General features: G+C 71.8%; 12 protein-coding genes. 5 read left to right on the top strand and 7 right to left on the bottom strand.

The genetic code is table 11. The annotated features are described in order from the left end of the window. Positions 1-48: 48 nt before the first annotated feature. The 5 genes from IEY87_RS41750 to IEY87_RS41730 all read right to left on the bottom strand — a co-directional run bounded on the left by IEY87_RS41750 (position 49) and on the right by IEY87_RS41730 (position 4655). Positions 49-750, bottom strand: a complete 702-nt coding sequence (locus IEY87_RS41750; protein ID WP_189144411.1) for a response regulator transcription factor — start codon at positions 748-750, stop codon at positions 49-51. Beyond that, positions 747-1907: a sensor histidine kinase gene (locus tag IEY87_RS41745; RefSeq protein WP_189144410.1), complete on the bottom strand. Its 1161-nt coding sequence runs from the start codon at positions 1905-1907 to the stop codon at positions 747-749. Before IEY87_RS41745 ends, IEY87_RS41750 begins: the two co-directional genes overlap by 4 nt. A gap of 111 nt (positions 1908-2018) precedes the next feature. Then, positions 2019-2450: a hypothetical protein gene (locus tag IEY87_RS41740; RefSeq protein WP_189144409.1), complete on the bottom strand. Its 432-nt coding sequence runs from the start codon at positions 2448-2450 to the stop codon at positions 2019-2021. 81 nt (positions 2451-2531) lie between these two features. Then, a complete protein-coding gene (locus IEY87_RS41735) occupies positions 2532-3425 on the bottom strand; it encodes an SDR family oxidoreductase (RefSeq protein ID WP_189144408.1) in 894 nt (297 codons plus the stop codon). 21 nt (positions 3426-3446) lie between these two features. Then, on the bottom strand, positions 3447-4655 hold the full coding sequence (locus IEY87_RS41730; protein ID WP_189144407.1) for an MFS transporter: 1209 nt from the start codon (positions 4653-4655) through the stop codon (positions 3447-3449). An 80-nt stretch (positions 4656-4735) separates the two neighbouring features. Between IEY87_RS41730 and IEY87_RS41725 the strand changes: the two genes are divergently transcribed. After that, a complete protein-coding gene (locus IEY87_RS41725; protein WP_189144406.1) occupies positions 4736-5617 on the top strand; it encodes a LysR family transcriptional regulator in 882 nt (293 codons plus the stop codon). A gap of 20 nt (positions 5618-5637) precedes the next feature. On the opposite strand, the gene IEY87_RS41720 is transcribed toward IEY87_RS41725, so the two are convergent. Beyond that, positions 5638-6255: a TetR/AcrR family transcriptional regulator gene (locus IEY87_RS41720; protein ID WP_189144405.1), complete on the bottom strand. Its 618-nt coding sequence runs from the start codon at positions 6253-6255 to the stop codon at positions 5638-5640. Between the two features lie 133 nt (positions 6256-6388). On the opposite strand from IEY87_RS41720, the gene IEY87_RS41715 reads away from it, so the two are divergent. From IEY87_RS41715 to IEY87_RS41700, 4 genes are all read left to right on the top strand, one after another. Further along, positions 6389-7603 (top strand): cytochrome P450, encoded by a 1215-nt coding sequence (locus tag IEY87_RS41715; protein ID WP_189144404.1) that lies wholly within the window; start codon positions 6389-6391, stop codon positions 7601-7603. Between the two features lie 25 nt (positions 7604-7628). Further along, the gene (locus IEY87_RS41710; RefSeq protein ID WP_189144403.1) at positions 7629-7829 is read left to right on the top strand and encodes a ferredoxin; all 201 of its coding nucleotides are present in this window, start codon (positions 7629-7631) and stop codon (positions 7827-7829) included. Between the two features lie 168 nt (positions 7830-7997). Continuing rightward, on the top strand, positions 7998-10145 hold the full coding sequence (gene helR, locus IEY87_RS41705) for an RNA polymerase recycling motor ATPase HelR (protein WP_189144402.1): 2148 nt from the start codon (positions 7998-8000) through the stop codon (positions 10143-10145). Between the two features lie 76 nt (positions 10146-10221). Beyond that, positions 10222-11019 carry a class I SAM-dependent methyltransferase gene (locus tag IEY87_RS41700; RefSeq protein ID WP_189144401.1) on the top strand — a complete coding sequence of 266 codons (798 nt, stop codon included), beginning with the start codon at positions 10222-10224 and terminating at the stop codon, positions 11017-11019. Here the strand turns inward: IEY87_RS41700 and IEY87_RS41695 are convergent. Beyond that, complete coding sequence (locus IEY87_RS41695; RefSeq protein WP_189144400.1) at positions 10997-11995, bottom strand: helix-turn-helix transcriptional regulator; 999 nt, start codon at positions 11993-11995, stop codon at positions 10997-10999. The genes IEY87_RS41700 and IEY87_RS41695 overlap by 23 nt on opposite strands. Positions 11996-12034: the final 39 nt, after the last annotated feature.

Raw genomic sequence — 12034 nt, 5'->3', positions numbered from 1 at the left:
CCCGAGAAGGGGCGCCCGCGCCCGGTGCACGCCGTAAGTGACACTCGGCTACGGCGCCGACGGATTCCCGGTCACCTGGTGCGGAGGGCCGCCGGGCCGGACCAGGCCGCTCTCGTAGGCCAGGATGACCAGCTGGACCCGGTCGCGCACGTCCAGCTTGGCGAGGGCCCTGGTGATGTGGGTCTTGGCGGTGAGCGGGCTGATGACCAGGCGCTCGGCGATCTCGTGGTTGGACAGGCCGAGCGCCACCAGCTTGACCGCCTCCGACTCGCGGACGGTGAGGGCGGCCAGTCGCTGCGCCGCGTCGGGCCTGAGATCCTGCCGGTGGGCGAACTGCTCGATGACGCGGCGGGTCACGCCCGGGGACAGGAGTGCGTCCCCGGCGGCGACGGCGGTGACCGCCCGGCGCAGCTCGGCGGGTTCGACCTCTTTGGTGAGGAAGCCGCTGGCTCCGGCGCGCAGTGCGGCGAAGACGTGTTCCTCGGTGTCGAACGTGGTGAGGATGATGACCCGGCAGCCGGGTAGGGCCTGGTCGGTGACGATGCGGCGGGTGGCGGTGATGCCGTCGGTGCCCGGCATGCGGATGTCCATGAGGATCACGTCCGGGCGGGTACGCACGGCCAGCCGGACGGCTTCGTCCCCGTCGGCGGCTTCGCCGACGACCGTTATGTCCCGGGAGCGGGCCAGCAGGCTGCGAAAGCCGGCCCGTACGAGTGCCTGGTCGTCGGCGAGGAGCACCTTGATCGTCATGCCGTCGAGCCTGCCACAGGGATGTCGGCCCGCACGGCGAAGCCGGCGGGCGTCGGCCCGGCGGTGAGCGCGCCCCCGAGTGCGCTCACTCGCTCCCGCATGCCGGTCATGCCGTGGCCTTCGATGACGTCGCCGGTTCCGCCGCGGCCGTTGTCGGTGACCTCGACGGTGATCGAGCGTGGCCCGTAGCCGATCGTCACCTCGGCCTTGCTCGCCCCCGCGTGCTTGATCGTGTTGGCGAGGGACTCCTGGACGACGCGGTAGACGGCGATGGCGGGAAGGGCGGGGACGGCCGCGCGGTCTCCGTGCTCGTCGAGGGTCACGTCGAGTCCGGCGTCCCGGGCGTCGGCGACGAGCCTGCCCAAGGAGGCCGGATCGAGGTGCGGTGCGGTGTCGCCGGGGCTGTCGCGCAGGACCGCGATGAGGGAGCGCAGATCGGCCATCGCCCGGTTCCTGACCTCCTTGGCCAGGCTCAGCGCGGCGGCGGCCGCCTCCGGATCCTCGTGGAGGGTGTCGGCGGCGACGTTGAGCTGCACGCCGACCAGGGCCAGCGTGTGGGCGACGATGTCGTGAACCTCGTGGGAGACGCGCAACCGTTCCTCGGCGGCGCGCGCCCGGCTGTCGGTCTCGCGCAACCGCTCACCCCAGCGCAGCGCGGCGGCGTACGCGAGGCCTGCGGCGATGAGGAGCACCAGGAGCAGCCCTTCCCCCACGAGGTGGAACGCGTAGCGGGTCGGATTGGAGTCCAGGGCCCAGCGGAAGTCGATCGCGGAGTAGATCAGCTGGGCCAGGCCGATGGCGGCCACCCAGCGCACGCGCGGCGTGGTGGCGGCGGTGTAGTAGGCGACCGCGGCCGGCCAGATCCAGCCGGCGGGAGACTCACCTCCGCCGAGGTGATAGACGAAGATCCCGCCGATCGACAGCAGCAGCACGGTCATCGGCCATCGACGCCTGACCAGGAGGAGCGCGCCGAGCAGCAGAGCGAGGGGGATCGGGCCGTGCCAGGGGCTGTGCACGCCGGTGGCGAGGGCGACCGCGACGAACATGACCGTGGTGACGCCGGCGAGCGCGACGTCGGTGACCCGGGCGAAGTGCCGGACGGGAGCGGGTTCGCGTCGTGGAGGGGAGTCGGTCAGTCGTGGAGGGGAATCGGTCATAGGGAGGCGCTTTCTCGACGATGATGGACGGGTCGCCCGGACTCCACCTGGGTCCGGCCTCCGCAGCCGCGTGGACCGATGGGTCCAGGGCCGCGGCAGGGCCGGGGTGGGTCAGACGTGGGTGACCAGGAGGGTCACGCCCGCCTCGCCGCCGCAGTCGACGAAGATAGGGCCGACGCCATTGCCGATATGGGGGGCGAGGGTGGCCTTCGCCACGAATCCCCGCGGGTTGTCGTCGATGATGCGGACGTTCCGCAGCATAGGGTGCTCCCTGTCGATCCCGCCGAGCACGGCCTTGAGCCCTTTTCCGCCGCCGCAGTGGCCGGTGATCGTCAGCTCCTGGCCTCGCCTGGTGGTGGGGTTGGGGGTGACCTGGACCACGGCCCTGGCGCCCTTCGGCGGCTTGGGCGCGGCCACCGCGGCGGTGCTCTCGCCGGTCGTGCCCGCCTGGGCACTGGCCGGTCCCAGGGAACCGGCCGTCAGGACCAGTCCGGCGATCGCGACGATCACTTTCTTGCCAGTGGCGATTCTCTCCGTTGTCATGCGGAGAACGCTAGGCCGGGCGCCGGCGGGAGCGCGTCGTCCGCCGAGCGTCACTCGGCTCTACGCCATTCGCGGTAGGCGCTACACCGAAGGGAGCGGTGTCCGGGAGCCGAACGCCGCGGCGTGGTCGCGGGCGAAGTCGGCGATGTCGCGCGGGGCGCGGCCGAGGAGGCCGGCGACCGTGTCGGTGGTGAGGTCACCCCAGCCGGTGACGTACGCCTGCGCGTACTCCTCGAGCATGTCGACGATCCAGGCCGGCACGCCGTAGCCGAGGAGTGTCTCGCGCTTGGCGTCGTCGCTGACCGGCAGGTACGTGACGGACCTGCCGAGAGCGAGGCTCATCTCGCCGGCGACCTCGTCGAGCCCTAGCGAGCGCGGGCCGGTGAGGGTGTAGGTCTGGCCATGGTGGCGATCCGGGTCGTCGAGGAGCACGCGGGCGGCGCACTCGGCGATGTCGCGTACGTCGATCATCCCGATCCGCGCGGAGGCGAGGTTCGTCGCGAACGTGCCGGTGGCGGCGAGGTCGGCCGCCTCGTTCAGCAGGTTCTGCATGAACCAGTGGGGACGCAGGATCGTCCAGCGCAGGCCGGAGCGTTCGGTCTCGGCGTCGGACAGCGCGTGCAGCCTGCCGCTGCGGTTCGGCGCGTCGTGCGCCGCGCCGACGACGGACAGGCGCACGACGCGCTCCACCCCGGCCCGGCGCGCGGCCCACAGGGCGTTCATGTTGTTCTCGGGGGCACGCGGGCTGTTCGGGGTGAGCAGCCACAGGTCCTGTACGCCCGCGAAGGCGGGCGGCAGCGACCGGGGGTCGTCGAGGTCGCCGATGAAGACCTCGGCGTTCCTTTCGAGCGGGCCGTCCGCCTTGGACTCGTCACGGACGAGGGCGCGAAGGGCCACATCGGCCCCCCGCAGCGCATCCAGCAACGCGGTGGACACGGTTCCGGTGGCTCCGGTGATGAGCACGGTACGCGACATGGTCATTCTCCTTTGAAGAGGTCATCGAGGAAGGGGGATCTTCGCTGCCGCCCGGTCGACGGTGGCACGCTCCAGGACCCAGAGCGCGACGGTCCCGGCCGAGAGGATGGCGCCCAGGACGCACACCCCGGTCCAGCCGCCGTACACCCAGACGACCGAGGCCAGCGCGGAGCCCACCGCGCCCCCGGCGAAGAAGGCGGTCAGGAAGGCGGAGTTGATCCGGTTACGGGCTTCGGGGCGGAGCGCGTACAGGATGTTCTGGCTGCTGTTGAGCACCGCCTGGTGGGCCAGGTCCAGCACGATCACGCCGACGAGCAGCCAGAGCAGCGAGTTCGCCCCGGCGGCGAGCGCCGTCCAGGAGGCCACCAGCAGGACCGTCCCGACGCCGGTCACCGTCTGGACGTGCCCGCGGTCGGCCAGCCGTCCCGCCACCGTGGCGGTCAGCGCGCCCACGGCGCCGACCAGGCCGACCAGGCCGATCGCCGACTCCGTCCAGTCGTACGGCGAGCGCGCCAGCAGGAAGGTCAGCGCCGTCCACAGCACGCTGAACGAGGCGAGGCTCAACGCGCCGATGGCCGCCCGCCACCGCAGCAACGGCTCGTGCCGGTACATCGCCAGCGTCGAGCGCAGCAGCCCGGCATAGGACAGGCGGGCGCCGTCGCCGCCGAGCCGGGGCAGGAAGATCCGCAGCAGTACGGCCATGAGCGTCATCAGGGCCGCGCTCACCCAGTAGACCGTCCGCCAGCCGCCGAGCTCCGACAGCGCTCCCGACGCGGTACGCGCCAGCAACAGGCCGAGCATCAGGCCGGTCATCACCGTGCCGACCACCCGGCCGCGTTCGGCCGGATCCGCCAGCGTGGCCGCGAACGGCACCACCACCTGCGCGCCGACCGAGGTCAGCCCGGTCAGGGCCGTACTGATCAGCAGCACCGTGCCGTTAGGGGCGGTGGCGGACACCAGCAGGAACACCGCGGTCGCCGCGTAGAGCGACACCGCCAGCCGCCGCCGCTCCAGCAGGTCGCCGAGCGGCACCAGCAGGATCAACCCCAGCGCGTAGCCGACCTGCGCGGCCGTCACCACCAGCGCCGCCATCGACGGTCCGATCCCCAGCTCGCCGCCGATCACGTCGAGGAGCGGCTGCGCGAAGTAGTTCCCCGCGACCGCCAGCCCCGTCGCCACCGACATGAGCAGGAGCAGCCCGCCGTTCCTGTGAAGTGCTGTCGCCGTCATGCCCTCTAGCGTCGGCGACGGAGGATCAATGAGTCCAACACATGTTTGTCATCTAATTGATCGTGCATCACGATTGATCGATGGAGCTTCAGCAGATGCGTTACGTCGTCGCGGTCGCGGAGACGAGCAACTTCACCCGGGCCGCCGAGCAGTGCCTGGTCGTCCAGTCCGCGCTGAGCCACCAGATCGCCCGCCTCGAACGTGAGCTCGGCGCCAGGCTGTTCGACCGCACCAGCCGTCGCGTCCGGCTCACCCCCGCCGGCGAGGCGTTCCTTCCCGCGGCCCGCCAGGCCCTGGACGCCGCCGACCGGGCCCGCGCCGAGGTGGCGGCCGCCGCCGGCGAGATCCGCGGCCGGCTCACCATCGGCGCCATCCCCACCGTCACGGCGGTCGACCTCCCGGCCGCGCTGAAACGGTTCCACCTGCGTTATCGGGAGGTACGGATCAGTCTCCGCTCGGGCTCGAGCGACGAACTGACCGAACGGGTACGGCAGGGCACCCTGGACGCCGCCTTCCTGGGGCTTTCCCCGAGCGTCCGGCCCAAGGGCGTGCGCGGCCACGAACTGGCGCGCGGCGACCTCGTCGCCATGGTGGCGCCCGGCCACCCGCTGGCGGACGAGGAGGACGTGGACCTGTGCCGGCTGGCGGATGAACCGTTCGTGGACTTCCCCCCGGGCACCGCCGCGCGGGCCCAGACGGACGAGGCCTTCGCGGCGGCGGGAGTCCGGCGCGAGGTCGCCTTCGAGATCACCGCCCCGGACTTCATGGCCCGCCTGATCCGGCAGGGCCTGGCCATCGGCATGCTGCCCGCCGCCTTCGCCGACGAACTCCCCGGGCTGCTCAGCATCCGGCTCAGCGACGCTCCGGCCCGGGTGGAGCACCTCATCTGGAGCCGCTTCCGCCCTTCGCCCGCCGCCACGGCCTTCCTGTCCACCCTGGGCATCGCGGCAGGCGATCACTGATCTGCCGGTGAGAGCAGGGCTCAGCTGTCGCCGGTCTCGTTGATGCGGTATTGCGCGTTCAGCAGCGGCCAGGTCACCTCGGCCATCTCGGCCGGGGTCCGGGAGCACCCGCCTTCGATCCAGTCCACGGCCACGCCGATGAGCGCGCCCGCCGTGAAGGCGGCCGTCACGTCGTGCGGGACGCGCTCCGGCCAGAGGCCGGCGTCGGCATGCGCCAGGCGCTCACGCACGACCCCGGCGAGGCGGCGCCGGATGTGGCCGGCGACGCGGGCGCTGCCTTCCGGCCCCAGCAGTGCGCGGTAGAGCCCCGCGTGCTCGGTCAGGCTGCCGAAGAACGCCGTCAGCCCTGAGATCGCCTCCTGCGCCAGGTCCGGCGAGTCGAGGCCAGGTCCGGGCAGGGACTCGATCAGGTTGTCGATCATCGCGGTGCAGGCGTCCTCGGCCAGCTCGTGGACGTCCCGGTAGTGGTCGTAGAAGGCCGAGCGGCTCACCCCGGCGGCCTCGGCGACGTCCGAAACGCTGATCCGGGACAGGTCACGCTCCTCGACCAGTTCGATCAGCGCTCGCGCCAAGGCTGATCGAGTCCGGCGCACACGCCGGTCGCTCGACGGGGGGTTGCTCTCTCTGGCGGTGACCACGACACCACTCTATCCATAACAGACATGTGTAAGTTTTCTTGCATCTGTAGGTTAATGTGGAGAGCGGGAAGACGAAGTTGGAGGCTGACAACCCCGCCCCTCATGCCCGCCTGAACAGCCAGGGAGACAGCGAATGAGTGCCGACGAGCAGGTTCTGAGCTACCCGATCCCGAGCGACGCCGCGCTCGACCCGCCCGCCGAGTGGGCCGAGTTGCGCGGCACGTGCCCGGTCGCCCACGTGACCCTGCCGAGCGGCGACCGGGCGACGCTGCTGACCCGCTACGAGGACGTCAAGCAGGTGCTCGCCGACCCGCGCTTCACCCGGCTGCTGACCGCGCCGGACGCGGCCCGGCTGTCGGACACCGAGGACGGCGGGCTGTTCAGCAGCGACATGGCGGCGATTCTCCCGGACAGCGGGGAGGAGCACCAGCACTGGCGGCGGCTGGTCGGCAAGTGGTTCACCGCCAAGCGCATGAACGCCCTGCGGCCGGTCATGGCGCGGATCGCCGAAGATCTCATCGACGACATGGTCGAGGGCGGCGCCCCCGGTGACCTGAAAGCGTCCCTGGGCTTCCCGCTGCCCGTGTACGTCATCTGCGACATGCTCGGCGTGCCCGCCGCCGACCGTGACCGGTTCTCGTACTGGTCCGACACCCTGCTCAACCTCACCCGCTACACCAAGGACGAGGTCGAGGCGGCCCAGGCGGCGTTCTTCCAGTACATGTCCGACCACCTCGCCGCCAAGCGCGCCGAGCCGGGCGAGGACCTGTTGAGCGAGCTGATCGCGGTCGGCGGCCCGGAGGACGGCGGCCTGAACGACCTGCAGATCGTGGTCACCGGGATGGGCCTGCTGGTCGCCGGGCACGAGACCACCGCCAACATGATCGGCAAGATGGTCTCCATGCTGCTGGCCGACCGCAGCCGCTGGGAAGCGCTGCTGGCCGACCCCAAGCTGATCCGCACCACGGTCGAGGAGTCGCTGCGCCTCGACGCCAACTCCGGCTTCGGCCTGCCCCGGTACCTGAAGGAGGAGATCGAGGTCAGCGGCGAGCACCTGCCCAAGGGCACCACGGTCATCTGCAGCATGGCCGCCGCCAACCGGGACGAGAGCATGTTCGAGGCCGCCGAGGTGTTCGACGCGACCCGCAGCCCGAACCAGCACCTGGCCTTCGGCGCCGGTGCGCACTCCTGCCTCGGCCAGGCGCTGGCCCGTACCGAGCTGCAGGTCGTGCTGGAGGTGTTGCTGCGCAAGCTGCCGAGCCTGGAGCTGGCGGTGCCGGTGGCGGAGCTGGAGCGTGTGGAGGGACTGGCCGTCGGCGGTCTGCGCACCGTTCCGGTCCGTTGGTGACCCGTTCGTACAAGGAGGTGATGCCATGAAGGTCATGGTCGACCAGGACAAGTGCTGTGGCGCCGGTCAGTGCGCGCTGATCGCGCCCGAGGTGTTCGACCAGCGTGACGACGACGGCGTCGTCATCCTGCTGGAGGCAGAGCCGGGTGCGGACCAGCACGTCGCGGTCCGGGAGGCCGCCGCGGTCTGCCCGGTGGGCGCCATCGAGGTCATCGAGGAGGCGTGAGCCATCCATAGCGGACGATGAGGGGGAAGGGGGAGTAGTCACTCCCTTCCACTTTCAACGTATAGCGTACCGGGGGGCTTGCGGCAAGACCCCGGTCATGCCGGACAATCGGCGGCCGAGGCAGTCGTGCTCGACACGGCACAGCAGCCTCAGATCGGAGCCGATGACGTGACCTCGCTGACCACCAGCGCGTTTGACCTTCCCGACCACCTCCTGCCGAAGGCCGACCCGAAGCTCATCGCCGGCGATGAGCGGCACTTCGCGGCCATCGCGCAGACCCTTGAGCAGTCGATCGCCGACCTGTCCGGCCGCCTCGACGCCGAGCGCAGGGCGCCCGGCGGCAAGGGCCGGCAGGCGATGGACCGGGACCTGGAGGTGCACCGGCTGGCCGCGCGGCTGCGCACCCTGCGTCGCTTCGGGCTGGACCTGTGCCTCGGGCACATGGTCAGCGCGGACGACCCCGAGCCCGTGTACGTCGGCCGGCTCGGCCTCACGGACGACACGGGCCGCCGGCTGCTGCTCGACTGGCGTTCGCCCGCGGCCGAGCCGTTCTTCGGAGCCACCCACGGCAACCCGATGGGGCTGGCCAGCCGCCGCAGGTACCGCTGGACCCGCGGCCGGATCAGCGACTACTGGGACGAGGTGTTCACCTCCGACGGGTTCGAAGGGCACGCCGCGCTCGACGACCAGTCCGCCTTCATCGCCAGCCTGGGCGGCGACCGTTCGCCCCGGATGCGGGACGTGCTCGGCACCATCCAGGCCGACCAGGACGCCATCATCCGCGCGGGATCCAGCGGCGCGCTCGTCGTCGACGGCGGTCCGGGCACCGGGAAGACCGTCGTCGCCCTGCACCGATCCGCCTACCTCCTCTACTCCGACCCTAGGCTCGGTCACCGCCGGGGCGGCGTGCTGTTCGTCGGCCCGCACCAGCCCTACCTGGCCTACGTCGCCGACGTCCTGCCCAGCCTCGGTGAGGAGGGCGTGCAGACCTGCACGCTGCGGGACCTGGTCGCCGAGGGAGCCGCGGCGGCGGTCGAGGCCGACCCGGACGTGGCGCGCCTGAAGTCGTCCGCGGACCTGGTGAAGGCCATCGAGCCGGCCGTCAGGTTCTACGAGAACCCGCCCACCACCGGGATGACGGTCACGACCCCCTGGTCCGGTGTCCGGCTGACCGCCGACGACTGGGCGGAGGCGTTCGACGCACCGGACCCCGGCACCCCGCACAACGAGGCGCGCGACCAGATCTGGGCGGAGCTGCTCACGATCCTGGTGGACAAGCATGACGGGGACGCTCCGGCCCACCTGGTCCGCAAGGCGCTGCTGCGGGACCGGGAGCTGCTCACCGTCTTCAACCGCGCGTGGCCGCTGATCGAGGCGGCCGACCTGGTCGGAGACCTGTGGACCGTGCCCGCCTACCTGCGGATGTGCGCCCCCTGGCTCAGCCCCGACGAGGTGCGCAAGCTCCGGCGTGCGGACGCCCAGGCCTGGACGGTGTCCGACCTGCCGCTCCTGGACGCGGCCCGGCAGCGCCTCGGGGACCCGGAGGCGTCGCGGCGCAAGCGCCGCCAGGAAGCCGCTCTCGCCGCCCAGCGCGAGCGCATGGCCCAGGTCGTCGAGAACCTGATCGAGGCCGATGACGACGGCGAGGGCCTGGTGACGCAGCTGCGCCGGGAGGACTTCCAGCGCAATCTGGTCGACGAGTCCGAGCTGCCCACGGTCGACCCGGACGTGCTCGCCGGCCCGTTCGCGCACGTCGTCGTGGACGAGGCGCAGGAGCTGACCGACGCGGAGTGGCAGATGCTGCTGCTGCGCTGCCCGTCGCGGAGCTTCACCATCGTCGGAGACCGGGCCCAGGCCAGGCACGGGTTCACCGAGTCGTGGCAGGAGCGCCTCAAGCGGATCGGGCTCGACCGGGTCGAGCTCGCCTCCCTGAGCATCAACTACCGGACGCCGGAACAGATCATGGCGGCGGCCGAGCCGGTCATCCGGGCCGTGCTCCCGGACGCCAACGTGCCGACCTCCATCCGCAGCGGCGACGCCCCCGTCGTGCACGGATCCACCGAGGATCTGAGCTCGATCCTCGACACCTGGCTCGCCGCGCACGCCGACGGCATCGCCTGCGTCATCGGCGACCCCACTTTCCGTACGACGTCCCGCGTGCGGTCGCTGACCCCGGAGCTGTCGAAGGGGCTCGAGTTCGACCTGGTCGTCCTCGTCGACCCGGAGACGTTCGGCGAGGGCATCGAGGGAGCCGTCGACCGTTACGTCGCGATGACCCGAGCCACCCAGCGACTCGTCATCCTCACGAGCCCTTAGCCGAGGAGCGTGGCCCTGGCCTCAGCCGAGGGGCGTGGCCTTGGCCGAGCGCGTGGCCGGATGTCAGGATCGGTGCATGTCTCGGGAACGTCGGTTGCGAGTGACCTTCGACAGCGCCGCCGCCATCTATCAGGACGCGCGCCCCGACTACCCGGCCGAGCTGTACTCCGACCTGCTGGCGGTCACCGGGGTGAAGCCACCCGCGCACCTGCTCGAAGTCGGCTGCGGGCCGGGCAAGGCCACGCTGCCGCTGGCGCGGCTGGGTTTCCGGATCACGGCGGTCGAGCTCGGCGCGGCCCTGGCGGCGGAGGCGCGGCGCCGGCTCGGCGCATTCGCCGATGTTTCGGTGGTCGCGTCGTCGTTCGAGAGCTGGGCGCCGCCGGCCGGCGCCCGCTTCGATCTCCTGTACGCGGCCACGGCCTGGAAGTGGGTGGACCCGGAGGTCAAGTACGCCAAGGCGGCCGCCCTGCTCGCCGAGGGCGGTCACCTGGCCGTGTGGAACGCCGACCACGCCATGCCGGCGGACTTCGACCCGTTCTTCACCGAGATCCAGAAGGCCTACGAGGAGATCGGGGAAGGTCATGACGGCCCGTGGCCGGGGCCGCCGCCCGAGGAGCAGCCCGATCCCATGGCCGCCGAGTTCGAGGCCTCCGGCCGGTTCAAGGTGGTCGGCACGAAACTTTACGTATGGGCGCTGCGCTACACGGCGGACGACTACCTCGCGCTGCTCGACACGTTCTCCGGCCATATCGCCATGGAGCCGGACAAGCGCGCATATCTCTACCGGGAGATACGCCGCCTGCTGGCCGCACGCCCGGACGGACGGCTCACCCGCCACTGGTCGGCCGTCCTCACTGTCGGCCGCCGCCGGTGACCGCCGCCGGGTGCCCACCGGCCGCCAGCAGTCGCTCCGCCAGCGCGCGGCAGCGCGTCCTGAGCTCCGGCGGGTCGAGCACCTCGAAGTCGTGCCCCAGCAGGACCACGTGCATGAGCAGGAAGTCGAGGTCGCCGGCGCCGCTGAGCACCTCGCAGCCCCCGCCGTCCCGCTGCCGTACGACGGCCGCCGCCGCCGGAATCTGCGCGCGGACCGTGTCGGCCGGCGCGTGCACGAGGAAGCGCGCCTGGTGCCGGTAGACCCGGCTCGCCACGCCCTCCTGCACGTACGCCGCCGCGTCCGGCGCCTCGCGCGGGCGGAAGCGCCAGGTGCGGGCGGACACGCCGGCCATCCGGTCGACGCGGAAGCTGCGCCAGTCGTCGCGATCGAGGTCGTAGGCGAGGAGGTACCAGTGCCGGTCGGAGGCGACCAGGCGGTACGGCTCGACCCGCCGCCGTCGTAGGTCACCGCCGGACGGATAGTCGAAGCCGGCCTCGACCTCGTCGCGGCAGGCTCGGGCCAGCGTCATGATCACCTCGGGGTCGACCGGGGCCCGGCCGCCGCCGAAGGACTCCACCGAGTCGGAGATGGCGCGCACCTCGTGCCGTAGCCGGGTGGGCAGCACCCGGTCGAGCTTGGTCAGCGCCCGGAGCGCGGCCTCACCGGCGCCGGCGACCGCGCCACCCGCGCCGGCGAGCAGCGAGACCACGGTGGCGATCGTCTCGGCGTCGTCGAGCAGCAGCGGCGGCAGGTCCTGCCCCGGCCCGAGCTGGTAGCCGCCGCCGACCCCCTGGCTGGCATGCACCGGGTAGCCGAGCGCCCGCAGCCGTTCGACATCGCGCCGTACCGTGCGCGGGGTGACCCCGAGCCGGTCGGCGAGCTCGGGGCCGGTCCAGATCTGGCGCTGCTGCAGCAGCCCGAGCAGCGAGAGCACGCGTTCCGTCGTGCCCCTCTCGTCACCGCGCGCCACGCCCATGCCCCCACTCTGCCAGATAGCGGACCGATCCTGTCCGCT

The sequence above is a fragment of the Nonomuraea glycinis genome (assembly GCF_014646515.1).
GTDB classification, from domain to species: domain Bacteria; phylum Actinomycetota; class Actinomycetes; order Streptosporangiales; family Streptosporangiaceae; genus Nonomuraea; species Nonomuraea glycinis.
The sequence above is the reverse complement of the archived record's forward strand: the minus strand, read 5'-3'. Positions and strand labels throughout refer to the sequence as shown.